We start from the raw sequence: 25,703 nt of genomic DNA, 5'->3' as shown, positions 1-25,703 counted from the left end.
CACCTGGACCGGGCTGGAGAACGGCACCGCGTACACGGTCCGCGTGCAGGCCAAGAACGACGCCCCGGACCCGTCGGACTGGTCCGACCCGTCCGCGCCGGAGACCCCGGCGGCACCGCCCGCCGCGCCGGCAGCGCCCACCGCCCAGCGCGTGGACACCGCCGTCGGCGGCCAGATCAGGGTGACCTGGACGGCCCCTGCCAACAACGGTGATGCGATCGACAAGTACTGGCTGGGCGTCTATACGGGCGGCGAGCTCGTCAAGGCCATCGACACCACGGAGACGTCGCAGACGGTCCAGGACCTCTCGACCGGGTCCTCGTACAAGTTCCGGGTCCGCGCGACGAACAAGGCAGGCAACGGTCCGGCGAGCCCCTTCTCCAACGAGGTGGTCCCCTACGGCACGCCCGACACCCCGGGCCAGCCGACGGCGTCGCTCGGCTCGAACACGAGCGGCCAGGCGAACGTGCGGTGGAGCGGCATCGGCGCCTTCCGCGGTGACGGCGCGCGATACGAGGTGCAGGCCAACGGCGCGGGCGCCAGGAGCGCCGGCAACACGACCTCGTACACGTACAGCGGCCTGAACAACGGGACCTCGTACTCGTTCCAGGTGCGAGCCTGCAACGCGTACACCTGCTCCGCCTGGTCGGCCTCCTCGAACGCGGTCACCCCCTACGGCCCGCCGCCGAACCCCACGATCAGCGCCAGCGGCGGGAGCGGTCAGGTCACGTTCACGTGGGACGCCCGCGGGACGAACGGGCGTGCCACCACCGTGGTGGTCAGCGGCGCGATCAGCAGCACGGCCAAGAGCGGCACCCAGTCGGCCAGCGCGAGCCCGGGCCAGGCCAAGCAGGCCTGCGTCACGGTGACCGACTCCGAGGGGCAGAAGAGCGACACGGTCTGCGACTCCGCGTCGGCCCTGCAGCCGAGGGCGTGGGTGACGCAGGGCGACGTGCGCGGCGGATGCGAGTCGACGTGCCGGTACTGGGTGGTGAACTGGTCCGGCTTCGACTCGGGGAACCACGAGGTGGCCTGCTGGGCGGGCGACACCTCGTCCGAGGGCGGCCCGTCGTACTGGCACGACATCCACGAGCCGCACCCCCCGACGTGGGCGGCCAGCATCAAGTACCCGATGAACGGCTCGAGCGGTTCGAGGCAGCTCTCGTGCTACATGGGCGCGAACTACAACGGGGTGGAAGTCGCATTCATGGTCGACGGCGAGCGATACGAGATCTCGAGGTGGGGCAGCTGACTTGCCGAGCTGCGAGGATCCGCTGAGCCCGCCGCGGGCACCCGGCCCCCGTAAGGTGAATGCCGTGTCGGACACCCTTCGCGCGCCTGAGCCGTTCGCCCCGCAGACCTCCCCGGAGGCGATCGAGGACCTCCGAGCGCGGCTGCGGGCAACACGCTGGCCGGACGTCCCCGAGGACGTCGGGTGGTCCCTGGGCACCGACCTCGACTATCTCCGTGAGCTGGTCGGGTACTGGGCGGACGGTTTCGACTGGTCCGCTCAGGAGGCGGCGCTGTCCCGGCTCCCCCGCTTCCGCGCCTCCGTCGGCGGGCTCGGTATCCACTTCGTGCACGCCCGCGCCGTCACGCCCGAGGGGCCGGTCCTCCCCCTGGTGCTCAGCCACGGCTGGCCGGACTCGTTCTGGCGGTACTCGAAGGTCATCCCTCTCCTCGTCGATCCGGGGGCGCACGGCGGCGACCCGGCCGACGCGTTCGACGTCGTCGTCCCTGACATGCCGGGTTTCGGGTACTCCGACCGGCCGACAGGGCCGCCGCTGAGCTCGATCGCGGTCGCCGGCCTGTGGGCCGAGCTCATGAGCGTGCTGGGCTACGAGCGGTTCGGCGCGGCGGGCGGCGACATGGGCAGCCACGTGAGCCGCTACCTCGCGCTCGACCATGCCGACCGGGTCGCCGCCGTCCACCGCACGGACGGCGGGCTGCCCGTCTTCGCCGGCGACCCGGCGACCCTCCACCCCGAGGAGCGGGCCTGGTTCGCCGAGGTCGCCACCTGGGGCGCGAACGAGGGCGCCTACGGCGCGATGCACCGCACCAAGCCCCAGACCGTCGCCGCAGCGCTCAACGACTCCCCCGCCGGCCTCGCTGCCTGGATCGTCGAGAAGCTCCAGGCCTGGAGCCACGGCGGCATCGAACGCAGCTACACCAAGGACGAGATCCTCACCAACATCACCATCTACTGGCTCACGGGCACCATCGGCTCGTCGATGCGGATGTACCACGCGAACGCGGCGATCTCCGCCGAGCAGCTGGCACGCCGGGTCGAGGTCCCGTCCGGTTTCTCCATCTTCCGCGGCGACGTCGTCCGTCCGCCGCGGGCCTGGCTCGAGCGCACCGCCAACACCGTGCGCGTCACCGAGCCCGACCGCGGGGGCCACTTCGCGCCGTTCGAGGAGCCCGAGCTCTACGCCCAGGAGCTGCGGGAGTTCTTCCGCCCCTACCGCGGGACCGGCTCGGCCTGAGGCACCCTCCACCTACCACCGAGGAGTCACGCATGCAGCAACGAACACTTGGATCCAGCGGTCTCGAGGTCTCGGCCATCGGGCTGGGCTGCATGGGCATGAGCCAGAGCTACGGCCCCAACCCGGGCGACCGGAGCGAGATGATCGCCGTCCTGCGCGGCGCCGTCGACCGCGGGATCACGCTCTTCGACACGGCCGAGGTCTACGGCCCGTTCGTCAACGAGGAGCTGGTCGGTGAAGCCCTCGCGCCGGTACGGGACCAGGTGGTCATCGCCACGAAGTTCGGCTTCAAGATCGACGGCGACGGCCGCACCGTCGGGACGGACAGCCGGCCCGAGCACATCAAGCAGGTCGCCGAAGCCTCGCTGCGGCGGCTCGGCACCGACGTGATCGACCTCTTCTACCAGCACCGCGTCGATCCCCAGGTGCCGATCGAGGACGTGGCGGGCACGGTGGCCGAGCTGATCGAGGCCGGCAAGGTCCGGCACTTCGGCCTCTCGGAGGCGGGAGCCACCACCATTCGCCGGGCGCACGCGGTCCAGCCGGTCACGGCCCTGCAGAGCGAGTACTCCCTGTGGACGCGCGACCCCGAGCCCGAGATCCTCCCGACGCTCGACGAGCTCGGCATCGGGTTCGTCCCGTTCAGCCCGCTGGGCCGTGGCTTCCTCACCGGCACGGTGGACACCTCGACGGAGCTCGCCGACGACGACATGCGGGCCGGCCTGCCGCGCTTCAGCGCGGAGAACCTCCGCACCAACCAGGCGTTCGTCGAGCTGCTCGGCGCGGTCGCTGAGCGCAAGGGCGCCACGACGGCGCAGGTGGCGCTCGCCTGGCTGCTGGCGCAGCGGCCGTGGATAGTCCCGATCCCGGGCACGCGCCGGACCAGCCGCGTCGAGGAGAACATCGGCGCGGCCGACGTCGAGCTCACGGCCGGGGACCTGGCCGAGATCGCCGCCGGCGCCGAGCAGATCCAGGTCAGCGGCGCGCGCTACGCGGACGCGATGCTTCGCATGACCGGCCTGTAGGGCTCACCGGTAGTCACCATCCCAGCGACTCCCCGCGCGCCGAGACAGCCCGGGGCACGCCCCAGGGGTTGTCGTCGCGCAGCGCTGGAGGTAACAGCTCCTGCGGCGCGTCCTGGAAGGTGACACCGCGCAGGAACCGGCCGATCGCCGCCGTGCCGACCGACGTCCCGTCCGTGGTCGTCGCCGGCCAGGGGCCGCCATGCTGCATCGCCGGCGTGACCGCGACGCCCGTGGGCCAGCCGCCGAGCAGGATCCGCCCCGCGTGCCGGGCCAGCCGGGTCACGAGCCCGCCGCGCTCGGCGGCCGCCTCCTCCGCCCCCAGGTGCAGCGTCAGCGTGAGGTTTCCGGGGAACAGCTCAGCGACGACGTCCGCCAGGTCCGTGCCGGCCGGGTACTCCACGATGACGGAGAACGGCCCGAACACCTCGTCGAGCAGCGCGGCCCCGGCGCTCCGCAGCAGGTCGAGCGGCACGGCGACAAACGTGGGCGTCACCCAGGCCTGACCCTCGGCGTCGCGCCGGAACCCACCCCGGTGCACGGCCCGGACGCCGTCCACGCTCAGCACCTCAGCGACACGGCGCTCGTACCCTGCCGCGATCGACGGGTTGAGCAGCCGGTGCTCGGGCACCTGCGCCGCGGCGGCCACGACGTCGTCGTACTTGGTGCCCTCCGGCACGAGCAGGAAGCCGGGCTTCGTGCAGAGCTGCCCGGCGGAGCCGGTCACGCTCGCCACGTAGCCGGCCAGCAGCTCCCCCGCGCGCTCCCGCAGCGCCTGCTCCGTGACGAGTACCGGGTTGACGCTGCCCAGCTCGCCGAAGAAGGGGATCGGGTCGGGTCGCGCGGCGGCCCGGGCGGCGAGCAGCTGCCCGACCCGCTGCGATCCCGTGAACGCCGCCACCCGCACCGCCGGGTGCTCGACCAGGGCGACGCCGGCGTCCTGCCCGGTGACCAGCTGCAGCGTCGACTCGGGCAGCCCCGCCTCGACGAGCGCCGCGGCCACGATCTGCGCCGTGCGCTCCGACAGCCGCGGGTGCCCAGGGTGCGCCTTGACGATCACCGGGCAGCCCGCCGCGAGCGCCGCCGCCGTGTCCCCGCCGGCTACCGAGAACGCGAACGGGAAGTTGCTCGCGGCGAAGTTCAGCACGGGCCCCACGGGCCAGAGGGCGCGGCGCAGGTCGGGTCGCGGCCCGAGGACGAAGTCCGGGTCGGCCTCGTCGAGGCGGACGTCGAGGTAGGCGCCGTCGGCGACGACGTGGGCGAACAGGCGCAGCTGGACCTGGGTGCGCTTGAGCTCTCCGCGCAGGCGGGCCTCGGCCAGGCCGGTCTCGGCCTGGGCGACGGCGACCAGCTCGTCCGCGTGGTCGCCGAGGGCGGCGGCCGCGCGGCGCAGGGCGTCCGCGCGGAGTCCGGGGGCGGCCTGGGACAGCAGCGCGAACGCCTCCTGTGCCCGGCGGGCCACGTCGTCGACGGTGCGGTCAAGCTCGGGCGCCGCGGTGGCGGTCATGGATCGGCTCCTCATGAAGAAATGGCAGGTCAGAAGACGAAGCCCGTGGGGAACGGGTCGCTGGGGTCGAGCAGGTAGTTGGCGGTCCCGGTCAGCCAGGCGCGGCCCGTGATCGTCGGCACGACGGCGGGCAGGCCGGCCACCGTGGTCTCGGAGACCAGGCGGCCGACGAACCGGCTGCCGATGAACGACTCGTTGACGAAGTCGGCGCCCAGGGCGAGCTCGCCGCGGGCCCACAGCTCGGCCATGCGGGCCGACGTCCCGGTGCCGCACGGCGAGCGGTCGAACCAGCCGGGCCAGATGGCCATCGCGTGGCGGGAGTGCCGGGCGTCCGAGCCGGGGGCGATCAGCTCGACGTGGTGACACCCCTCGACGCCGTCCAGCAGCGGGTGCTTCGGCCGCGCCGTCGTGTTGATCGCGTCCATGATCGCCAGCCCGGCCGCGAGCAGGTCCTGCTGGTGGGCCCGGTCGAAGGGGAGCTTGAGGTCGTCCAGGTCGACGAGCGCGTAGAAGTTGCCGCCGAACGCCATCGAGTACGGGACGGTGCCGTAGCCGGGCACCTCGACCTTCTGGTCGAGGGCGGTGACGAAGCTGGGCACGTTCTCGATGGTCACGGCGTCGGCGTGGCCGTCGCTGACGGCTACCTTCGCGACGACGAGCCCGGCGGGCGTGTCGAGCCGGATCTCGGTCACGGGCTCGACGACGTCGACCATGCCCGTCTCGACCAGGACGGTCGCCACGCCGATGGTGCCGTGCCCGCACATGGGCAGGCAGCCGGACACCTCGATGTAGACGACGCCCCAGTCGCAGTCGGGCCGCGCGGGCGGCTGCAGGATGGCGCCGCTCATCGCGCCGTGTCCCCGCGGCTCGTTCATGAGGAGCTGCCGCAGCTCGTCCATGTGCTCCATGAAGTAGAGCCGCCGGTCGTTCATCGTGTCGCCGGGTATCGGCCCGACACCGCCGGTGATGACGCGGGTGGGCATGCCCTCCGTGTGCGAGTCGACGGCGGTGATCGTCCTGCTCGTGCGCATGGTGCCTCCCTTCAGCGCGACGCGATGTAGCTGAGCGCTGCCTCGGTGTCCTTGCGCACCTGCGCCTCGTGCTCTGCGCTGAGCGGCCCGCGCGGCGGGCGGGTCGGCCCACCGTAGCTCTGCCCGGCCATGTCGATCGAGAGCTTGATCGCCTGGACGAACTCGGTCCGCGAGTCCCAGCGGAAGGCTGGCACGAGGTGGCGGTAGAGCTCGCGCGCTTCGGCGATCTTGCCGTCGGTGACCAGGGTGTAGATCTCGACGGCCTCGCGCGGGAACGCGTTGGGGTAGCCGGCGAACCAGCCGGTCGCGCCGGACACGAGCGACTCGAACAGCAGGTCGTCGGCGCCGGCGATGACGTCCAGGTCGGGGGCCAGCTCCTTGATCTCCAGGACGCGTCGCACGTCGCCGGAGAACTCCTTCACGGCCACGACGTTCTCCAGCTGGGCCAGCTCGGCCAGGATGCCGGGGGTCAGGTCGACCTTCGTGTCGATCGGGTTGTTGTAGATCATGATCGGGATGCCGACCTCGTTGACGCGCGTGTAGTGCTCGATCACCTCGGACCGGTTGGCGCGGTAGATGGTCGGGGGCAGGAGCAGGACGGCGTCCGCCCCGTCCTCGGCCGCGAGCTCGGCCCAGTACCTGGCCTGGTGCCAGCCGACGCCGTGCACCCCCGCGACGACCAGCCCGCGGTCCCCGACCGCTTCCACGGCCGTCCGGACCACTGTGCGGCGCTCGTCGTCGGTGAGCGACGAGTACTCGCCCAGCGAGCCGTTCGGCCCCACCCCGCGGCAGCCGTTCTCGATCAGGAAGTCGCAGTGCGCGGCGAACCGCTCGTGGTCGACGGCGAGGCCGGCGGGCGCGGACTCGTCCGGCTTGAAGGCGAGGGTGGTAGCGACGATCACTCCGCCGAGGTCGAAGCGCTGGTTCATGTCTGGTCTCCTGTGGGGTGGGACGCTGTGGGGTGCGGGTGGGACGAGGGCAAGGATGCGAGGTCGCCGAGCCGGACCGGGACCACGAGGGGCCGGCGGTCGACGCCCGGGGGCGCCGTGTCGCCCAGGAGCTCTTCAAGTGTCCTCCCGCACATGCGGGCCTGGCACGGGCCGAGGCCGGCGCGGCTCGTGAGCTTCACGGAGCGGGTCTCGTGCGATCCGGTCAGCTCGACGACCTCGCGCACCCGGCCGTAGGTGGTCTCCTCGCAGCGGCAGACGACGGTGTCGTCGCGCAGCCAGCTCACCCAGCCGCCGCGCACGCCGTGGGCGGACTCGATGCGTGCCGCGAAGGCGCGGGCCCGGGACACCGCGCGGCCGGCGGCGCGAGCGGTGGCCGTCCGGGTGTCGCCTCCGGCCGCCGCGGTGCCCGCGACGGTGCCCTCGGCGAGCGCGGCGTCGGCCCCGGCGATGCCGGTGATCTCGCCGGCGGCCCAGACGCCCGGGACGGACGTCGCCTGCGCGTCGTCGACCATCACGAACCGGCTCGGCGTGAGCGCGCAGCCGGCGGCGACCGCCAGCTCGAGGCGGGGCGTGAAGCCGTGGCTCACGCACACCGCGTCGGCCTCGACCTGGCGTTCGGTCCCGGGGATCGGCGCCCACCGCTCGTTCAGGCGCGCGACGGTCACCGACTCGACCTGCCCGTCGCCGTGCGCGGCCACCACGGCCTCGCCGGGCCGCCACGGCACGCGGTGGCGGATCAGCTCGGCGATGTATCCGGCCAGCTCACCCGCCTTGCCGGCGGCGCCGGCCAGCTCCCAGGGCCGGTTCAGCCAGCCGCGCGCGAGAGTGCCGATCCGGCCCGCCTCGTGCACGCCGACGACGGTGGCTCCGGTCTGCAGCAGCGAGGACGCGACGGGCAGCAGGAAGGGTCCGGCCCCGGCGACCACCACTCGGCGTCCGACCGCGACCCGCTCGCCCTTGGCCAGCGCCTGCGCCGCCCCGGCCGAGTAGACCCCGGGAAGCTGCCAGCCCGGGAACGGGAGGGTCCGGTCGTGGGCTCCGGTGGCAAGGACCAGGGCATCGGGCTCCAGCGCCAGGGCATCCCGGCCGACGCCGTCGGGCTCCCCCACCAGCACGTTGAGGCGGACGCCGCCGCCCGGCCGTTCGAGCGACCACACCTGCGCCGACGGGACCACCGTCACGGCCGGGTGCGCCCGCAGGGCGTCGCCCAGCTCGCGGAACGTCTCCCACCTGTGGTGCAGCACGTGCTCACGGCCTGCCGGCCGTGTGTCCGGCAGGTGCCGCCAGTACTGGCCGCCGAGCCCGTCCCCGGCGTCGAGCAGCGTGACCCGTGCCCCGGCCTCCACGGCCGCCCGGGCGGCGGCGAGCCCCGCCGGGCCCGCACCGACGACGACCACGTGCCTCATGCGACGACCTCCGGCTCACCCTGGCGCACGACGACGTCGCCGTCCCGCGCGCGCCGCAGGCAGGCCCGCACGTCACGCAGGCCGTTGACGTCGACGAGGCAGTCGAAGCACACGCCGATCCCACAGAACACGCCGCGCGGCGCGCCGCCCGCGCTCGTCGTGCGCCATTCGCGCCGCCCGGCGGCCAGGAGCACGCCCGCGATCGTCTGCCCGACTGTCCCGGCGACGGGCTCGCCGTCGACCAGGATCGTCAGCGGGCGGTCGGGGCCCGGCTCGACGGGGTCCCGGTCCACGGGCATCCGGCGGGACGTCATAATCGTGCCTCCCCGATCGGACCAGGTGCGTGCCCGCGCAGCGTCGGCCGGCCGACGGCGTACGGCGCTGGCTCCACCGCCGCCTCGAGCCCCAGCATCACGGCGGCGAGCAGGTCCCCCGTCGCGGGGGCCAGGCCCACGCCCGCACCCTCGTGACCGGTCGCGAACCACAGCCCGTCCCGGTCCGGGTCTGGGCCGATCACCGGCAGGTGGTCGGGCACGTACGGCCGGAAGCCGAGGTACGAGCGCATGACGTTGGTCTCCGCCAGGAACGGGAAGACGGCGATGGCCCGCCGTGCCATCTGGGCGAGCACCTCGGCGCGCAGGCGGTCGTCGAACCCCACCTGCTCGCGGCTCGACCCGATCAGCACGGTCCCGCCCCGCGTCGACTCGATCACGGCCGACGTCTGCAGCTCGGCGCCCGCGGACTGGGTGGCCGCGAAGTAGTCGCCGTCGTAGACCTTGTGCCGGATCCGCTGCGGCATCGGGGTGGTGACCAGCACCATCCCGCGGCGCGGCAGCACCGGGATCCGGGAGCCGAGCCGCTCCGCGACCTCCGCCGACCACGGTCCGGCCGCGACGACCACGGCGCCGGCGGGAAAGTCGCCCTGGGTCGTGGAGACGCCGGTCAGGCGGCCGTTTGCGCCCTGGAGCGCGCCGGTCACCTCCACACCCGTGCGGACGACGGCGCCGGCCCGGCGCGCGGAGGCGAGCAGCGCCTCGGCCGCCGCGACCGGCTGCACCTGGGCGTCCTGGGGGTAGTGCACCCCGCCCAGGACGCCGGGGGCCAGGTCCGGCTCGAGCTCGCGCGCCTCTCCTGCGGTCACCTCGAGCGCCTCGACGCCGGCCGCCCGCTGCGTGCCGGCGAACCGGCGCAACCCGTCGAGGCCGCTCTCGGAGGCCACCACGACCAGGCCGCCCTTGGCCTCGTGCTCGATCGACGGGAACTGCGGCCCGAGCTCGTCCGGCAGCTCCTCGGCGAGCGCGGCCCACCGGCGCAGCGACTCCTGGGCGAGCTCCAGCTCCGGCCCGGGCCCCTTGTCGGAGACGAGCAGGTTCCCCTCGCCGTGCGCGCTGGTGGCGGCGGCCGCCGCCCCGCGGTCGAGCACGATCACGCGTGCCCCCGCCCGGGCAAGGGATCGTGCGCACGCGGCGCCCACGATCCCGGCGCCGACGATCACGACGTCCGCTGCCACATCCACCCCCTCGCTCGGTCCTCGTCGATCCTCTTCGGCCCTTCCGGCGGTCGAGGCGCTCAGTCCTCCGGCTTGCCCGCCCACGTGCCCAGCGAGTGCCCGATGTGCCGCTCCATGAGGGCCTTGGCGCCCGGGCCATCGCCGGCCGCGAGCAGGTCCAGCAGCTCGTGGTGCTCCTGCGCGGAGCTGGCCAGCGTGCCGCTGGCGACCATGGTCGACAGGCCGAGCAGGCGCGCCCGGTCCCGCAGGTCGGCCACGATCTCGCTGGCCACGGGGTTGCCCAGCAGCCCCATCAGCCTCAGGTGGAACGCCTGGTCCGCCTGCAGGTACGCGATCAGGTCCCCGGTGCGCGCGCTCTCGACGATCTCGTCGGCGAGCGCCCGGAACTCCTGCAGCTGCCCGACAGGGAACGACTTGGCCAGGCGTTCCATCCAGACGGGCTCGATCACCAGCCGGACGGCGGCGACGTGCCGCAGCGTCTGGTCGCTCACGCGGGTGACGCGGAATCCCTTGTTCCGCACCGCCTCGAGGAATCCTCGGCGCTCCAGGTCGAGCACGGCCTCGCGCACGGGTGTCGCGGAGACGTCGAACCGGGCGGCGAGCGTCGGCACCGAGACGAGCTCGCCGGGCTCCAGCTCGCCCGCGACGATCGCCGCCACGAGGGCGCGGTGAACCTGCTCACGCAAGCTTGCGACCGGCGGGAGTCGACGGACCGACGGGGTCGGTGATGCTGCGCTCATGGTGCTCTCCTGGGATCCTCAGGCAACGCTAGTAGAATATTACACGCGACGGGAATCCCATCGTCAATGCGCCTGAGAGTACCCGAGCGGGCCGTCAGCGCGGGCGCCTGAGGGCCGAAAATGGCCTGGTTCCGCAGAAACTTGACGTTTACATTCACCCCATCGACACCGTCGGTCTCCATCAGTAACATATCACGCATCACATACCGTAGGCCGACATCTTGGAGGCGGGGGACGATGCCATCCGACACGACGACAGGCGCGCCGCAGGGCGCAGTCCGCCCGCCCGCCGCCCGCGCCGCCGGCCCCCTCGGCCGCCCGCTGGGTGCTGACCGCGTCGCCCTCACCGACGGCCTGCTCGGCGGGTGGCAGCGGCGCAACACCGACGCGACCCTGCCCCACGCCGTCGGCCAGGTACGGGCCTCCGGCGTCCTGGACAACTTCCGTCGCATCGCGCACGCGACCGGCGCCCCGTTCCGCGGCAGCTACCCGTTCGCCGACACCGACGCCTACAAGACGCTCGAGGCGGCCGCGTACGAGATGGCGCGCACCGAGACGGCGAAAGAGCCGACCGTGGTGCGCGCCTTCTACGAGGAGGCGGTAGCTCTCCTCACGGCCGCGCAGGCCGAGGACGGCTACCTGTCGTCGTACCACCAGGGTGCCGGCGCGCCCGGCCAGCCGTGGGCGGACCTGGCGACCGGCCACGAGCTCTACAACCTGGGCCACCTCGTCCAGGCCGCCCTGGCCGCCGCGCGCCAGCTCGGCGACCACCGGCTCCTCACGGTCGCCCGCCGCTTCGCGGACCTCGTGGTGGACCGGTTCGGGGACGACGGGCGCCCGGAGTACTGCGGCCACCCCCAGATCGAGGCGGCCCTGGTCGAGCTGTACCGCGAGACGGGGCACGAGCCCTACCTGCGCCAGGCCGAGCTCTTCGTCGAGCGCCGCGGCTCCGGACTCTTCGCCGGCGCGCCGTTCGGCCCCGCCTACTACGCGGACCACGCGCCGCTGCGGGACCTCGACAGCGTGACGGGGCACGCCGTACGCATGGTCTACCTGGCCGCGGGCGCGACCGACGTCGCCGTCGAACGCGGCGACACGGCCCGGCTCGACCACCTGCTCGCACTGTGGGACGACATGGTCCGCACCAAGTCGTACGTCACGGGTGGCATCGGCTCGCGGCATTCGGACGAGGCCTTCGGCGACCGGTACGAGCTGCCGTCCGAGCGCGCCTACGCCGAGACGTGCGCCGCGATCGGCACCATGCAGTGGGGCTGGCGGCTGTTCGTGGCCACCGGGAGCGCCGCGGTGCTCGACCAGGTCGAGCGCGTCCTCTACAACGGGTTCGCCGCCGGGGTCTCGCTCGACGGCACGCGGTTCTTCTACGACAACCCGCTGCAGCGGCGGCCCGACCACACCGACGGCCGCCCGGCGGACCCGGCCGAGCCCCTGCGCCGCAGCTGGTTCGGCTGCGCGTGCTGCCCGCCGAACGCTACCCGCTGGGTCAGCCAGCTCCAGGACCACGTGGCCCTCGAGACCCCGGACGGCCTGACGCTCGCCATCCTCACCGCCTGCAGGGTGCGCTCGGCCGCCCTGTCCGTCGACGTCGCCACCGACTACCCCTGGGACGGGCGCCTGACCGTCCGCGTCCTGGACGCGCGCGCGGCGCCCGCGACGCTGACGGTCCGGATCCCCGGGTGGGCGACGGCGCCGCGGGTCACGGTCGACGGCGAGCCGTCCGCGGCCGAGCCGACGGCGGGATGGCTGCACCTGACCCGGGCTTGGCGGCCCGGCCAGGAGGTGGTGCTCGACCTGCCGATGCGCCCCCGCCTCGTCGCCTCGCACCCGGCGGTCGACGCCACCCGCGGCGCCGTCGCCGCGGTGCGCGGCCCGGTGGTGCACTGCCTCGAACAGGTTGACTCCCCCGTCCCGGTTGACGACGTCGTGGTCCACGCGGTCGGCGCCCCGTCCTCCGGCGTCGCGCCCGGACCCCTCCTGGAACATGCCCTGACCGCACACGTGAGCCGGCGGCCTGCGCCGTCGGACGACCCGTACCCGGACGCGGACCGGACAGGCCCGCCCGACCCGCCGGCCTCGTCGACGACGACGGAGGTCGCGCTGGTGCCCTACCACCTCTGGGCCAACCGCGAGCCCGGGGCGATGCGGGTCTGGCTCCGGCACACCTGACCGGACACCAGACCCGCCGTGGGCCTTGCCCTCGACGTCCTACCCGTACGACCCCTCGACGCAACGAGCGTCACCGACCGAGAGGCCACATCGTGAAGCACCATCGGACTGGGGCAGCCGTCATCGCTGCCGTCACGACACTCGCGCTCGCCGCCTGCGGCGGCGGCGGCGGCCAGAACAGCTCCTCAGGGGGCGGTGGGTTCACCGCCGAGCCCGCCGAGGGCGGCACCGTGCAGGTGCTGCAGAACGCCGACTTCTCCTACCTCGACCCGGCCCGCGGCTGGGACGGCGGCGTGAACAACTTCTACCGGCTGGTCTACCGCCAGCTCACGACGTCGGCGCCCGGCTCGGCGGAGGACCCGAACGAGATAGTGCCGGACCTCGCCGAGAGCCTCGGCGAGGTCTCCGAGGACGGCCTCACCTGGACGTACCGGCTCAAGGACGGGCTGAAGTTCGCAGGCGGCGACCCGATCACCTCCGCCGAGGTCAAGTTCGGCATCTCCCGGGCGTGGGACCCCGAGATCGGCATCGGGTCGCCCTACCTCAAGCAGGTCATCGACGCCCCCGAGGGGTACGAGGGCCCCTACAAGACGGGCGACCTGCCGACCATCGAGACGCCCGACGACAAGACGATCGTCTTCCACCTCATCAAGCCGTTCCCCGAGTTCGACGCCGTGCTCGCCCAGGTGAACGCCACGCCGTTCCCCGAGGGGAGCGGCGCGGGCGACGAGTTCATCCACGAGATCATCGCCTCCGGCCCGTACAAGCTGGCCGAGTACGTGCCGGGCAGCACCATCAAGCTCGAGCGCAACGAGAGCTGGGACCCCGAGACCGACGAGGTGCGGGCCGCCAAGCCGGACGGCTGGGAGTTCACCATCGGCCTCGACCCGGCCACCATCGACGAGCGCCTCATCGCCGGGCAGGGGGCCGATGTCAACGCGATCGCCGGCAACATCCAGCCGGCCACGCTCCCCCGCCTGCAGACGCCGCAGCTGCAGGACCGCGTCCTGGAGTTCCCGGGCATCTGCACCACCTACATGGGCCTGAACACCACGAAGAAGCACCTCGACGACGTCCGCGTGCGCCAGGCGATCAGCTACGCGATCGACCGCACCACCATCGTCAACGCGAGCGGCGGCACGCAGCTCGGGGACCCCGCCACGACGATCCTGCCGCCGACGGTCGCGGGCCACAAGGACTTCGACCTGTACCCGTCGCAAGACGGCACCGGCGACGTCGAAGCCGCGCAGAAGCTGCTGGACGAGGCGGGCCTGTCCGACGGGTTCACCATGACGCTGGACATCCGCTCGCAGGAGTCCATGCAGGCCCAGGCCGAGGCCGTCCAGCAGGCGCTCGAGCGGGTCGGCATCACTGTCGAGCTCAACCTGATCGACACCTCCACCTACTACGAGACCATCGGCACCCCGTCGCAGCAGAACGACGCCGCCATCACCGGCTGGTGCCCGGACTGGGCGTCGTCGGCGGCGACCTTCATCCCCCCGCTGTTCGACGGCCGCAACATCTACGAGAAGGGCAACGGCAACCTCGCCCAGATCAACGACCCGGAGATCAACTCCCGGATCGACGAGATCAAGGCCATGACGGACATCGACGCTGCGAACGAGCAGTGGGGCGAGCTCGACGAGCAGATCCTCGAGCTGGCCCCGGTCGTCCCGCTCATGGTCGCCAAGGGCGTCATGCTGCCCGGCGAGAACGTGACCGGCCTGTTCTCCTCGGCGAACGCCGCGACCGGCGGCATCGACTACGTCGCCGTCGGTCTCAAGGACCCTGAGAAGGGCTGACCCATGACGTCCTCCCCGACTGACCTCACGGCAGCCCGAGCGGTCGGGTCCGGGACCGGCGACACCGCGGAGGCGCCGGCGGCATCAGCCGCCGGCGCCCTCCCGGCGGGTGCCGGCGGGACCTGGCAGGCACTGCGCCACGATGTCGGCGCGATGCTCGGCCTCGGCTACATAGTCCTCGTCACGCTCGTCGCGATCTTCGCGCCCGTGCTCACCTCGATCAGCGGCTGGACCCCGTACGAGTTCGACCAGACGGCGATCGACCCCGACCTCGGCGGCATGCCGATCGGCCCGTGGGGCGGCATGGGGGCCGAGCACTGGTTCGGCGTCGAGCCGGGCAGCGGGCGCGACATCTTCGCCCGCATCGTCTACGGGGCGCGGGTGTCCATGAGCATCGCGCTGTCCGCGACGCTGCTGACCACGGTGCTCGGTGTCTCGCTCGGGCTCCTGGCGGGCTACTTCGGCGGGCGGGTGGACGTCGTCATCTCGCGGGTCATGGACTTCCTCATGGCCTTCCCGGCGCTCATCTTCATGATCGCCGTGCTCTCCGCCCTGCCGGCGAGCAACCGGTCGGCGCTGCTCGTCGTCGTGATCTCCGCATTCGGCTGGCCCTACCTGGCGCGCATCGTGCGCGGGCAGACCATGTCCCTGGCGCAGCGGGAGTTCGTCGAGGCGGCCCGGGCGGCCGGGGCGAGCGGTACCCGCATCGTGTTCCGCGAGATCCTGCCCAACCTGCGCTCGACCATCATCGTGATGTCGACGCTGGCCGTGCCCGGCTACATCGGCACCGAGGCCGGGCTGTCGTTCCTCGGCGTCGGCGTCGTCCCGCCAGCGCCGAGCTGGGGCCAGATGATCGCCGCCTCGGTGAAGTGGTACGCCGTCGACCCCGCCTACTTCGTGGTGCCGGGCGTCTGCCTGTTCCTGCTCGTGCTCTCGTTCACCGTGCTCGGCGACCGCCTGCGCGCCGTCGTCGACGCCCAGGAGGGTCGCTGATGCCCCGGTTCCTGCTTACCCGCATCATGTCGGGCCTCATGGTCCTGCTGCTGGTGTGCCTGTTCACCTATCTGGTCTTCTTCGCGCTCTCGCCGGACCCGGCGGTGCAGATCTGCGGCAAGAGCTGCACGCCCGAGCTGATCGACCAGATCCGCGGGAACCTCGGCCTGGACCAGCCGTTCTGGACCCAGTTCTTCCTCTTCGTCGTCGGCATCTTCGCGGGCCGCACCTACGGCGACGGCGCCGGCGCGGTCGACTGCGCCGCGCCCTGCCTGGGCTACTCGTTCCAGTCCAGCCAGGCCGTGTGGGACATGATCGTGCAGCGACTCCCGGTCTCCGCGACCGTCGCCGTGGGCGCCGCCGTGCTGTGGCTGCTGGCCGGCCTCGCCGGCGGCCTGCTCAGCGCGGTGAAGGAGGGCTCGTTCCTCGACCGGTTCACCACCGGCCTGACGCTGACCAGCATGTCGATCCCCAACTACGTGCTGGCGCTCGTGCTGCAGTACGTGCTGGTCGTCCAGCTCCAGTGGCTCCCGTTCCCCCAGGCCGTCGCCTTCGCGGACGACCCCGTGCAGTGGTTCCTGAACTTCGTGATGCCGTGGATGGTGCTCGCGATCGGGTACGCGGCCGCCTACACGAGGCTGACCCGCGCCAACGTGCTCGACGTGCTGCGCGAGAACTACGTGCGGACCGCCGCCGCCAAGGGTCTGCCCCAGTCGCTGGTGTGGCGGCGGCACGCGCTGCGGCCGGCCCTGACGCCGATCGTGACGATCTTCGGGATGGACTTCGCCGGCCTGCTGGGCGGGGCGCTCATCACCGAGACGGTCTTCGGGATCAACGGCGTCGGCAAGATGGCCGCCGACTCGATCGCCCGCAACGACCAGCCCGTGATCATGGGCGTCACGCTGCTCGCCGGGTTCCTCGTCGTCGTCGGCAACCTCGTGGTCGACGTCGTGTACACCGCCATCGACCCGAGAGTGCGGGTGAACGCATGATGCTGCTCGAGGTGCGCGACCTGACCGTCACCTTCCCCACGCCGCGCGGCCCGCTCGACGCCGTCCGCTCGCTGGACCTGGACCTCGAGCCGGGCGGCGCGCTGGGCATCGTCGGCGAGTCAGGCTCGGGAAAGTCCATGACCAGCCTCGCGATCATGGGCCTGCAGCCCCGGGCGGCCCGGCGCACGGGCAGCGTGCGTCTGCAGGGCCGGGAGCTCGTCGGCATGTCCGAGGCCGACCTGCGCCGCGTGCGCGGCGACCGCGTAGCCATGGTCTTCCAGGACCCGCTCTCCTCCCTGAACCCGTACTACACGGTCGGGCTCCAGATCGAGGAGGCCTATTGTGCCCACCGGCCGGGCGTGACTCGCCGGGAGGCGCGGAAGGTGGCGATCGCGGCCCTGGAACGCGTGCGCATCCGGGACGCCGCACGGCGGGTGAACCACTACCCGCACCAGTTCTCCGGCGGCATGCGCCAGCGCGTCATGATCGCCATGGCGCTGAGCACGGAGCCCGAGCTGCTGATCGCGGACGAGCCGACCACCGCGCTCGACGTCACGGTGCAGGCGCAGATCCTCGACCTGCTGCAGGAGATCCGGCGGGAGACCGGCACCGGCCTCGTCCTGATCACGCACGACCTTGCGGTCGTCAGCGAGATCACCGACCACATAGTCGTCATGAAGGACGGCGTGTGCGTCGAGCGCGGCGCGGTCGAGCAGATCTTCACCCGGCCGCGGCATCCCTACACGCAGGCGCTGCTCGACGCCGTGCCCCGCATCGACGACGAGATCGGCGAGCTGCGCGCGGTGGCGCCGGGCCTCGCCGTCGCCCCCGACAACGGAGGTCCCGTATGAGCGAGCCGCTCCTGAGAGCCACCCACCTCGTCAAGGAGTTCCCGATCATGGGAACGGGCGGCCTGCTGCGCCGTCCGGCCACCTTCCGGGCCGTGGACGACGTGAGCTTCGAGATCCGCGCGGGCGAGACGCTCGCCCTGGTGGGCGAGTCCGGCTCGGGCAAGTCGACGACGGCGCGGCTCGCCGCGCGCCTGCTGGACGTCACCTCGGGCACCGTCGAGCTGGACGGCGAGGACGTGACCGCGCTCAAGCGTTCCGAGCTGAACCGCTTTCGCAGCGAGGTACAGGTCGTGTTCCAGGACCCGTACTCCTCGCTCAACCCGCGGCACACCGTGGAGCGGATAGTCACCGCTCCCCTGGTCTACCAGCAGCGGACCATCCCGGGCGGGCCCCGCGCGTTCACCCGCTCGCTCATGGAGCGGGTCGGGCTGGACCCGGACCACTCGCAGAAGTACCCGGCGCAGTTCTCCGGCGGGCAGGCGCAGCGCATCGGGATCGCCCGGGCGCTGGCGGTGGGCCCCCGCGTCGTCGTCTGCGACGAGGCGGTATCGGCGCTGGACGTGTCGGTCCAGGCCCAGGTGATCAACCTGCTGCGCGACCTGCAGCGCGAGGAGGGGCTGACCTACCTGTTCATCGCGCACGACCTGGCGGTGGTGCGGCAGATCGCCACCCGGGTCGCCGTGATGACCCAGGGACGGATCGTCGAGGAGGGCGACCGGGACAGCGTCTTCGGGGCGCCACGGCACGAGTACACCCGCACGCTGCTCGACGCCGTCCCCCGCATCCGCCCCGAGTGGGAACGGCAGCGGCGGGCCAACGCCGGCCGGTCCTGACCAACGAGTACGAGCACGACGGGATCGGCGATGGGCGCGTGCTGGAGCGCCTCCGTGAGCCGGTCCGTGACCGAGGAGGAGAGATTCGATGAGCACGACCTTGCCGCACGACCCGAACCAGGGACGCCCCCCGTATGCCGGGACGCGTGCCCCCCGGCTCGTCGAGAGCGAGGCGTTCAACGCCCACATGGCGCGCGGCTGGGGTGCCCCCGACGTCGCCGTGCCGGTGCCGGCCGGGGCGGCTGCCGCCGCGGCCGCGCACCGCGAGCGCCTGTCCGAGCGCATCGGCGCGAGCGACGTCGTGGTGGGCGCGGGGCGCGCGTCCCTGCGCAACGGCGACGTCCTGTACGGGTTCCGCGCGGACAGCGACTTCGTGTGGCTCACCGGCGCGCAGGCCGAGGACGGCGTCCTCGTGCTGCGGGCGAGCGGCGGCGGCCACGACGCGACGCTCTACCTGCCGCCGCCGGCCAAGCCGGGCGACAGCGCGTTCTTCGGGAACGCCGCGTACGGCGAGCTGTGGGTCGGGCCGTCCCCGGACCTGGGCGACTGGGCGCAGGCGCTGAGTATCGCGGTGGAGCCGCTGTCCGCGCTCGACGGCGTCCTGGCCGCGCTCGACGGGGCGCTCGCCTCCCCGTCGGTCGACGACGAGCTGGTGCGCCGGTTCGGTATGAAGCCGTCGGAGGACCTGGCCCGCGCGCTGTCGGACCTGCGCATGATCAAGGACGACTGGGAGGTCGCCCAGCTTCGCGAGGCCGTCGACCACACGGTGACCGGCTTCGAGGCCGTGGTGGCCGAGCTGCCGCGCGCGATCGGCGGCCTGGGCGAGCGCTGGCTGCAGGGCACGTTCGACCGGCACGCGCGCACGTTCGGCAACGGGCCCGGGTACTCCACGATCGTCGGCTCCGGGCCGCATGCGCCGACCCTGCACTGGGTGCGCTGCGACGGCCCGGTGCTGCCCGACATTCCGCTGCTGCTCGACATGGGCGTCGAGGCGAACTCGCTGTACACGGCCGACGTGACGCGGACCGTTCCGCCGTCGGGCACCTTCAGTGCGGTGCAGCGGCAGGTGCACGACCTGGTCGAGAAGGCGCACCGCGCCGGCATGGCGCAGATCCGCCCGGGCGTCGAGTACCTCGACTTCCACTTCGCGTCCATGGAGGTCATCGCTCAGGGGCTGCACGACTGGGGCCTGCTCGACGTCTCGGTCGACGAGGCGCTGTCCCCCGGCGGGCAGCAGCACCGCCGCTGGCTCGTGTGCGGCATCGGCCACCACCTCGGCCTCGACGTGCACGACTGCGCCCACTCCGACTACCCCACCTACCAGGCGGCTCCCCTGGAGCCCGGCGTCGTCATGACGGTCGAGCCGGGCCTCTACTTCCACGCCCACGACGAGACCGTGCCGCCCGAGCTGCGCGGCATCGGCGTGCGGCTGGAGGACGACCTGCTGGTCACGCCCGACGGCGCCGAGGTGCTCTCGGACGCGCTGCCGATCGATGCCGCCGGCATCGAGCGCTGGACCAGGGAGCGGCTCGGTGACGCCCGGTGATGCCTGAGCCCGGCGCGCCGCCCCGCCCGACAACCGTTGCAGAGCCCGTCGCCGAAGCGTTCCCGCTGGCCGCCGTCGAGCTGCACAGAGGGATCTTCACGCGGGCCCGGGACCAGATGCTGCACCTGGCGCGCGTCTACCCGGTCGACCGGGTCCTGGCGGTGTTCCGCGCGAACGCCGGCCTGGACACGCGCGGCGCGGTGCCGCCCGGCGGCTGGGAGGACTTCGGCCACCCCGACGAGGAAGCCTGGGGCCCCGACGACTACCCGGGCCGTGAGGCGGCGCCGACCGCCAACCTGCTGCGCGGACACTACGCGGGCCACCTCCTGTCCATGCTGGCCCTGGCCCACGCCGGTACGAGCGACGCGGCCCTACGGGCCGCTCTGCGGGCCAAGGTCGACCACCTGGTCGAGGGCCTGCGGGAGGTCCAGGAGACGCTGGCGGCGTCGGGCCGCTACAGCCATCCCGGGTTCCTCGCGGCGTACGGCGAGTGGCAGTTCTCCCGCCTGGAGGGCCTGGCCCCGTACGGCGAGATCTGGGCGCCGTACTACACGTGCCACAAGATCATGGCGGGGCTGCTCGACGCGCACCGGCACGCGGGCTCGCAGGTGGCGCTGGAGGTCGCCGCCGAGATGGGGCGCTGGGTGCACGGCCGGCTCTCCGTCCTGCCCGCGGAGCAGCGCACGGACATGTGGTCGCTGTACATCGCGGGCGAGACCGGGGGCATGAACGAGGTGCTGTGCGACCTCGCGACGCTCACCGGCGACAAGCTCTTCGTCGAGACGGCTCGCCTCTTCGACCTGGGCTCGCTGCTCGACGCCGCGGCGTCGGGCCGGGACGCCCTGGACGGGATGCACGCCAACCAGCACGCCGCCACGCTCCCGGGCTACCTCGCGCTGCACGACCTGACCGGCGAGGCGCACTACCTGGACGCCGTGAGCAACATCTGGGACATGCTGGTGCCGGGCCGCACCTACGCCCACGGCGGCTCGGGGGAGAACGAGCTGTGGGGGCCGCCCGGGGCGGTGGCGGGCGACATCGGCAACCGGAACGCCGAGACCTGCGTGACCTACAACATGCTCAAGGTGGCCCGCGCCCTGTTCGAGCGCACCGGCGACGCGCGCTACGCCGACTACCACGAGCGGGCGGTCACCAACCAGATCCTGGGGTCGCGGCGGGACGCCGACTCGGACGACTCGCCCGAGGTGACCTACATGTTCCCCGTCCACCCGGGGGCGCTGCGCGAGTACGACAACGTCGGCACCTGCTGCGGCGGCACCGGCCTGGAGAACCACGTCAAGTACCAGGACTCGGTCTACTTCCGGTCCCGCCCTGGCGCCGGGCGCACGGTCTGGGTCAACCTCTATGTGGCCTCGACCCTGCACTGGGCCGAACAGGACGTGCGCCTGGTCCAGGAGACCTGCTATCCGCTGGAGGGCACGAGCAGGATCCGGGTGGACGCCGCCGGCGACCTCGAGCTGCAGCTCCGGGTCCCGGCGTGGGTCACGGGAACCTGGACGGTGACGGTCGACGGCGCGGCCCAGCCCGTGCGGGCCGTGCCCGGACGGTACGTGTCGCTCCGGCGGGACTGGCGTCCAGGCACCGTGGTCGAGGTCGGCATGCCGCTCACGCTGCGGGAGGTCCCGGCGCCCGACGACGCGTCGGTGGTCACCCTGGAGCTCGGGCCGACGGTCCTGCTGGCCCGCAGCGCGGCCACCACCTGGCTGCCGCTCGCCGCCGCGACGTGGCGACGCCTCGACGGGACGCTCGACGCGCCGTTGGTCCGGGCCGACGACGGCACGTGGCGGCTGGGCGACATGGTCCTGGAGCCGGCGTGGTCCGGCTCCGACGCGCGCTATCACATGTACCTCCGCCGGGCGGATACGCGCATCGGGTTCGCCGGGGGCTCTGGCTCCGGCTCCAGCGCCGACTCCGGTGTGCCCAACGCGGCGCGTGAGGACGGCCGCACGTTCCTCGACGTCCTCTGGTCCGACGGCGGCTTCGCCTCGCGGGCGGAGTTCCTGGAGTCGGTGCTGCGCACGACGCACGAGTTCGTGGGGCTCGGTCTGATCAGCGCCGCCGAGGCGGCTCAGGTCCTGCGCGCCGCGGCACGCTCCGGCGTCGGCCGGGACGCGGCCGCACGCGAGGAGGAGGCCGCGCTCCTGGCCGACGCACCCACAGCCGCCCACGACGGGTCCGCGCCCCGGGTCGAGATCGTCCCGGCCGCGGCACCCAGCCTCACCGGCTGGTACCGTCGGCCGGCCGAGCTCACCGTCCAGGCACGGGCGGACGCCGGCGAGCCGACCGTCGAGATCCGGGTCGGCGACGCCCCGTGGACCCCCGCGGGGCACGCGCCGCTGGTGCTCGGCGAGGGCGTGCACACCGTCACGGCACGCGCCGTGGACCGCGACGGCCGCGAGCGCCGCGTCGTCCGCGAGGTCAGCGTCGACACCAGGCCGCCGCGGACCACGGTCACGGCCCGCCGCCTCGGCCCGCGGGGCGTCGAGATCAACCTGACCGCCGCCGACGACGTCTCCGGCGTGGACAGCATCCGGTGGAAGGGGCCGGACACGTTCTGGGCGACCTTCCGCGAGCCGTTCACCCGGGCGCTGGCGGACCGGCCCCAGGTCATCGAGTTCACCGCCACCGACCGGGCGGGCAACGAGGAGCCCGTGCGGACCCTGGTGCTCCCGGCCGCCGACTGACCGCCCGTCGGCGTCAGCGCAGCGGGGTGAACCGGAGCGTGATGGTGCGGGCTTCCGGCCGCAGGATGTGGTCGGGCCATACGTCGGGCCCGCAGGCCCGCGAGCCCAGGCCGTTCTGGGCGGCGTCGATCCACAGGTAGACGTGGTCCGAGGCCGGCAGCTCGTGCGGGTGCCCGGCGGCAGTCACCTGCTCGGTCGTGTGCCGTCGCAGCGTGAATCCGGGACGACGCCCCAGCAGGTCCGGCGCCGCCTCGATCCGCAGCCAGGGGCTGCCCCCCTCGAACAGCACGAGGTCACGCAGCCCGCTGCGGTGTCCGCTCTCCTGCGGGCGCGCGTAGTCGACGGTGAGCTCGTCGACGTCGGATTCGAACCGGCCGACGAGGGCGGACCGCGAGCTGTCGGGGTACGACTCCCGCTCGCCCGCGCCGAACCAGGCCGCGCGGTCGACCGAACCGGGCAGCGCGAACCGCACGCCGAGCCGAGGCCAGTGGATCCGCCAGCCTTCGGTGGGCACCAGGTCGACCCGGAGCACCTCCGCGTCTCCCTTGGTGGTCCACCGCTCCTCTGCCAGCAGCGCCTGCTTGGAGTCGGCAGCGGCGTAGCGCAGCCGGCGGTGCCTGCCGCCGTCGTCGACCGCCTCGGTGCGGGCCGTGAGCCGTTGCAGCCCCGCGTCGGTCCAGACGTCCCTGGACGACGGCGCGGCGACCCCGTGCCCGAGGCCCGACCACGGATCGGCCAGGTCGTAGCTGCCGAAGCCGCTGCCCATGTCGTTGTCGGTGGGAGCCCGCCAGAGCTCCGCGCGCGGTCCGGAGACGGGGAGCCCGGCGAGGACGCTCAGCCGGCCGTCCTCGAAGGACGCCTGTCCCGTACCGGGGGAGGTCTGCGTCGCGGAGCCGCCGCTCCGTGCCCAGGCGGGAACGGACGCCGGCCGGGAGAGCTCGAGCTGAGCGGCCGCGACCACGTGCCCGGCCTTGGCCCAGACCGTGTCGGCGGCGAGCACGGCCTCGACCGTCAGCCAGGTCTCGGCTCCGTCGTCCGCCGGTTGGCCGGGCCGCACCACGCGGGTCGTGGAGCCGGCCGCGAGCGGTTCGCCGAGGTCCAGGACGCCGCCGTCGGCGTGGTGCCCGTCGTGCGACACCGACCAGCGCAGCTCGAGGTCGCCGAGGTCGGTGGAGTGGCGCCGGTTCTCGACCACGATCCCGCCGTCGTCGAAGGTGATCCCGACCGGCGCCACGACGTGCTTCCACTCGTACAGGCCCGGCGTGGGGGTGTCGTCGGAGAGCACCATGCCGTCCATCACGAAGTTCCCGTCGTGCACGACCTCCCCGAAGTCTCCGCCGTAGGCGAAGAACTCGGTACCGTCGGCGGTGCGGGTGCGCAGACCGTGGTCGCGCCACTCCCACACGAAGCCGCCGTGCAGGCGGGGGTACTCGCGCACCAGGTCCTCGTACTGGTCGATCGCACCCGGTCCGTTGCCCATCGCGTGGACGTACTCGCAGAGCAGGAACGGCTTCGTGCGCTGACGGGCCGACTCGGCGGCGGTGCAGCCCTGCAGAACCGCACGGTCGTCGTCGCGCCCGATGGAGCGAGTCTCGGCGATGGAGGAGTACATCCGCGAGTACACGTCCGTGTAGGCGCCGGTGTAGTCCCCCTCGTAGTGCACGGGGCGCTCGGGGTCGCGGGCGTGCACCCATGCGGACATGGCGGCAAGGTTCGCGCCGCGGCCCGACTCGTTGCCGAGCGACCACATCACGATGCTCGGATGATTCTTGTCCCGCTCGACGGTGCGCTCGATCCGGTCGAGGTAGGCGTCCCGCCAGCGCGGGTCGTCGCTCGGGTTGTCGCGCCACTCCTCATGGGCCCCTCCGCCGTTCTCGAAGGCGTGCGTCTCGAGGTCGCACTCGAGGATGACCCAGAAGCCGAGCTCGTCGGCGAGATCGAGCAGCCGCGGGTGCGGCGGGTAGTGGCTCGTGCGGATCGCGTTGACGTTGAACCGCTTCATCATCGCGAGGTCGGCGCGGGCGAACTCCTCGTCGAAGACCCGGCCGCGGTCGGGATGCGTCTCGTGCCTGTTCATCCCGTGGAAGACGACCCGGCGCCCGTTGACGAGAAAGAGGTCGCCCCTGATCTCGACCGTGCGGAAGCCGATCCGGAGAGCTGTCGACTCGGCGGCGTTCGCGACGGTGACGTCGTAGAGGCGCGGGACCTCGGCCGACCACGGTTCGACCGAGGGCAGCCGCAGCGGCTGCACCTCGTCGGCGGAGTCCCAGGTCACCGAGAGGTCGAGCTCCTCGATCGTGAGCGTGAGCGGGAAGGACGCACCACGCAGCTCCGCCTCGAGGGTTCCGGCTCCGTCGTCGTAGCCGGCGCGCAGCCACACGTCCTCGATCCCGCCGGCAGGGCGGGCCTGCAGCGACACCGAGCGGAAGATCCCCGGCAGCCACCACTGGTCCTGGTCCTCGACGTAGCTCGCGGCCGACCACTGGTGCACGCGCACCACGATCAGGTTCTCGCCCGGGCGTACGAGATCGGTGACGTCGAACTCCTGGGCGAGCCTGCTGCCGCTGCCCACGCCCACGGCGGAGCCGTTGACCCACACCTTGTACCGCGACTCGACGCCGTCGAAGCGCAGCACCACGGCCTCGGCGTCCGACCACGACCCGGGCAGGGAGAAGGTGCGGCGGTAGTCGCCGGTCGGATTCGCGTCGGGCACGAACGGCGGCTCGAGCGGGAACGGCACCTGCACGTTGGTGTAGATCGGCAGGCCGTAGCGGCCGTCCCCCTGCAGCACCCAGTGCGCCGGCACCGGAAGGGTGTCCCAGCCGGAGTCGTCGAAGTCCGGTTCGGCGACGGCCTCGATGCCCTCGCCCTCGGGCAGCACCCCGGCCGCGCCGGGCGTCCCGGGAGCCCCAGCCAGCAGGCGGAACCGCCAGTCGCCGTCGAGCGAGAGCGTGGGGGCGTCGGTGCTCAGCCAGGACCGTGCGGTGCGGCGCCGTCCGAGACCGGGGCCGGTGTCGGTCAGGTAGGTGGTGGGGTGCAACGGATTCCTCCCGAGGTGGTCGTCCCGGACACACTAGCGGTATTTTCGAGTGCATACTCGAAACTGCTGGTGTCGTCTGGCAGCAATACGCTGGCGGCACCCGCT

19 protein-coding genes are annotated in these 25,703 nt (G+C 72.9%); 11 read left to right on the top strand and 8 right to left on the bottom strand.

The window, feature by feature from the left end; translation table 11 throughout:
* The 3 genes from IE250_RS21965 to IE250_RS21955 form a co-directional block, all read left to right on the top strand.
* Window positions 1-1,252, top strand: a 1,252-nt coding sequence (locus IE250_RS21965) for a fibronectin type III domain-containing protein (RefSeq protein WP_189671437.1), incomplete at its 5' end; no start/stop codon positions are given.
* 64 nt (window positions 1,253-1,316) lie between these two features.
* A complete protein-coding gene (locus tag IE250_RS21960) occupies window positions 1,317-2,486 on the top strand; it encodes an epoxide hydrolase family protein (protein WP_189671436.1) in 1,170 nt (389 codons plus the stop codon).
* A gap of 32 nt (window positions 2,487-2,518) precedes the next feature.
* A complete protein-coding gene (locus IE250_RS21955) occupies window positions 2,519-3,511 on the top strand; it encodes an aldo/keto reductase (protein WP_189671435.1) in 993 nt (330 codons plus the stop codon).
* A gap of 13 nt (window positions 3,512-3,524) precedes the next feature.
* Here IE250_RS21955 and IE250_RS21950 read toward each other — a convergent pair whose 3' ends face one another.
* Genes IE250_RS21950 through IE250_RS21920 form a run of 7 tightly spaced genes read right to left on the bottom strand, consistent with a single transcriptional unit; the run spans window position 3,525 to window position 10,652 of the window.
* Window positions 3,525-5,015 (bottom strand): aldehyde dehydrogenase family protein, encoded by a 1,491-nt coding sequence (locus IE250_RS21950; RefSeq protein ID WP_189671434.1) that lies wholly within the window; start codon window positions 5,013-5,015, stop codon window positions 3,525-3,527.
* Window positions 5,016-5,044: 29 nt separating this feature from the next.
* A complete protein-coding gene (locus IE250_RS21945) occupies window positions 5,045-6,046 on the bottom strand; it encodes a proline racemase family protein (RefSeq protein ID WP_189671433.1) in 1,002 nt (333 codons plus the stop codon).
* An 11-nt stretch (window positions 6,047-6,057) separates the two neighbouring features.
* A complete protein-coding gene (locus IE250_RS21940) occupies window positions 6,058-6,975 on the bottom strand; it encodes a dihydrodipicolinate synthase family protein (RefSeq protein WP_189671432.1) in 918 nt (305 codons plus the stop codon).
* A complete protein-coding gene (locus tag IE250_RS21935) occupies window positions 6,972-8,402 on the bottom strand; it encodes an FAD-dependent oxidoreductase (protein WP_189671431.1) in 1,431 nt (476 codons plus the stop codon). Before IE250_RS21935 ends, IE250_RS21940 begins: the two co-directional genes overlap by 4 nt.
* Complete coding sequence (locus IE250_RS21930) at window positions 8,399-8,716, bottom strand: (2Fe-2S)-binding protein (RefSeq protein WP_189671430.1); 318 nt, start codon at window positions 8,714-8,716, stop codon at window positions 8,399-8,401. Before IE250_RS21930 ends, IE250_RS21935 begins: the two co-directional genes overlap by 4 nt.
* Entirely contained in the window at window positions 8,713-9,912 is a 1,200-nt protein-coding gene (locus tag IE250_RS21925) for an NAD(P)/FAD-dependent oxidoreductase (RefSeq protein ID WP_189671429.1), read from the bottom strand. Before IE250_RS21925 ends, IE250_RS21930 begins: the two co-directional genes overlap by 4 nt.
* A 59-nt stretch (window positions 9,913-9,971) precedes the next feature.
* Window positions 9,972-10,652 carry a GntR family transcriptional regulator gene (locus tag IE250_RS21920; protein WP_189671428.1) on the bottom strand — a complete coding sequence of 227 codons (681 nt, stop codon included), beginning with the start codon at window positions 10,650-10,652 and terminating at the stop codon, window positions 9,972-9,974.
* Between the two features lie 237 nt (window positions 10,653-10,889).
* Between IE250_RS21920 and IE250_RS21915 the strand changes: the two genes are divergently transcribed.
* From IE250_RS21915 to IE250_RS21880, 8 genes are all read left to right on the top strand, one after another.
* A complete protein-coding gene (locus tag IE250_RS21915) occupies window positions 10,890-12,836 on the top strand; it encodes a glycoside hydrolase family 127 protein (protein WP_189671427.1) in 1,947 nt (648 codons plus the stop codon).
* 92 nt (window positions 12,837-12,928) lie between these two features.
* A complete protein-coding gene (locus tag IE250_RS21910) occupies window positions 12,929-14,638 on the top strand; it encodes an ABC transporter substrate-binding protein (RefSeq protein WP_189671426.1) in 1,710 nt (569 codons plus the stop codon).
* A gap of 3 nt (window positions 14,639-14,641) precedes the next feature.
* On the top strand, window positions 14,642-15,631 hold the full coding sequence (locus tag IE250_RS21905) for an ABC transporter permease (RefSeq protein ID WP_189671425.1): 990 nt from the start codon (window positions 14,642-14,644) through the stop codon (window positions 15,629-15,631).
* Window positions 15,631-16,623 carry an ABC transporter permease gene (locus IE250_RS21900; protein WP_189671424.1) on the top strand — a complete coding sequence of 331 codons (993 nt, stop codon included), beginning with the start codon at window positions 15,631-15,633 and terminating at the stop codon, window positions 16,621-16,623. The genes IE250_RS21905 and IE250_RS21900 overlap by 1 nt, the downstream gene beginning before the upstream one ends.
* Window positions 16,620-17,474 carry an ABC transporter ATP-binding protein gene (locus tag IE250_RS21895; protein ID WP_189671423.1) on the top strand — a complete coding sequence of 285 codons (855 nt, stop codon included), beginning with the start codon at window positions 16,620-16,622 and terminating at the stop codon, window positions 17,472-17,474. The genes IE250_RS21900 and IE250_RS21895 overlap by 4 nt, the downstream gene beginning before the upstream one ends.
* Window positions 17,471-18,307, top strand: coding sequence for an ABC transporter ATP-binding protein (locus tag IE250_RS21890; protein ID WP_189671422.1), 837 nt, complete (start codon window positions 17,471-17,473; stop codon window positions 18,305-18,307). The genes IE250_RS21895 and IE250_RS21890 overlap by 4 nt, the downstream gene beginning before the upstream one ends.
* An 88-nt stretch (window positions 18,308-18,395) precedes the next feature.
* Complete coding sequence (locus tag IE250_RS21885; protein ID WP_189671421.1) at window positions 18,396-19,853, top strand: aminopeptidase P family protein; 1,458 nt, start codon at window positions 18,396-18,398, stop codon at window positions 19,851-19,853.
* Window positions 19,853-22,558 (top strand): beta-L-arabinofuranosidase domain-containing protein, encoded by a 2,706-nt coding sequence (locus IE250_RS21880; protein ID WP_189671420.1) that lies wholly within the window; start codon window positions 19,853-19,855, stop codon window positions 22,556-22,558. Before IE250_RS21885 ends, IE250_RS21880 begins: the two co-directional genes overlap by 1 nt.
* Before the next feature lie 13 nt (window positions 22,559-22,571).
* On the opposite strand, the gene IE250_RS21875 is transcribed toward IE250_RS21880, so the two are convergent.
* Window positions 22,572-25,598: a glycoside hydrolase family 2 TIM barrel-domain containing protein gene (locus IE250_RS21875; RefSeq protein ID WP_189671419.1), complete on the bottom strand. Its 3,027-nt coding sequence runs from the start codon at window positions 25,596-25,598 to the stop codon at window positions 22,572-22,574.
* Between the last annotated feature and the right edge of the window lie 105 nt (window positions 25,599-25,703).

This window comes from Promicromonospora soli (genome assembly GCF_014653785.1).
Lineage (GTDB): Bacteria > Actinomycetota > Actinomycetes > Actinomycetales > Cellulomonadaceae > Promicromonospora > Promicromonospora soli.
The sequence above is the reverse complement of the archived record's forward strand: the minus strand, read 5'-3'. Positions and strand labels throughout refer to the sequence as shown.

What these genes read in the sequence shown, in the direction of transcription:
- IE250_RS21955 (WP_189671435.1), top strand. Translation starts at nt 2,519, where the DNA reads ATGCAGCAACGAACACTTGGATCCAGCGGTCTCGAGGTCTCGGCCATC.
- IE250_RS21950 (WP_189671434.1), bottom strand. Translation starts at nt 5,015, where the DNA reads ATGACCGCCACCGCGGCGCCCGAGCTTGACCGCACCGTCGACGACGTG.
- IE250_RS21945 (WP_189671433.1), bottom strand. Translation starts at nt 6,046, where the DNA reads ATGCGCACGAGCAGGACGATCACCGCCGTCGACTCGCACACGGAGGGC.
- IE250_RS21940 (WP_189671432.1), bottom strand. Translation starts at nt 6,975, where the DNA reads ATGAACCAGCGCTTCGACCTCGGCGGAGTGATCGTCGCTACCACCCTC.
- IE250_RS21935 (WP_189671431.1), bottom strand. Translation starts at nt 8,402, where the DNA reads ATGAGGCACGTGGTCGTCGTCGGTGCGGGCCCGGCGGGGCTCGCCGCC.
- IE250_RS21930 (WP_189671430.1), bottom strand. Translation starts at nt 8,716, where the DNA reads ATGACGTCCCGCCGGATGCCCGTGGACCGGGACCCCGTCGAGCCGGGC.
- IE250_RS21920 (WP_189671428.1), bottom strand. Translation starts at nt 10,652, where the DNA reads ATGAGCGCAGCATCACCGACCCCGTCGGTCCGTCGACTCCCGCCGGTC.
- IE250_RS21915 (WP_189671427.1), top strand. Translation starts at nt 10,890, where the DNA reads ATGCCATCCGACACGACGACAGGCGCGCCGCAGGGCGCAGTCCGCCCG.
- IE250_RS21905 (WP_189671425.1), top strand. Translation starts at nt 14,642, where the DNA reads ATGACGTCCTCCCCGACTGACCTCACGGCAGCCCGAGCGGTCGGGTCC.
- IE250_RS21900 (WP_189671424.1), top strand. Translation starts at nt 15,631, where the DNA reads ATGCCCCGGTTCCTGCTTACCCGCATCATGTCGGGCCTCATGGTCCTG.
- IE250_RS21895 (WP_189671423.1), top strand. Translation starts at nt 16,620, where the DNA reads ATGATGCTGCTCGAGGTGCGCGACCTGACCGTCACCTTCCCCACGCCG.
- IE250_RS21890 (WP_189671422.1), top strand. Translation starts at nt 17,471, where the DNA reads ATGAGCGAGCCGCTCCTGAGAGCCACCCACCTCGTCAAGGAGTTCCCG.
- IE250_RS21885 (WP_189671421.1), top strand. Translation starts at nt 18,396, where the DNA reads ATGAGCACGACCTTGCCGCACGACCCGAACCAGGGACGCCCCCCGTAT.
- IE250_RS21880 (WP_189671420.1), top strand. Translation starts at nt 19,853, where the DNA reads ATGCCTGAGCCCGGCGCGCCGCCCCGCCCGACAACCGTTGCAGAGCCC.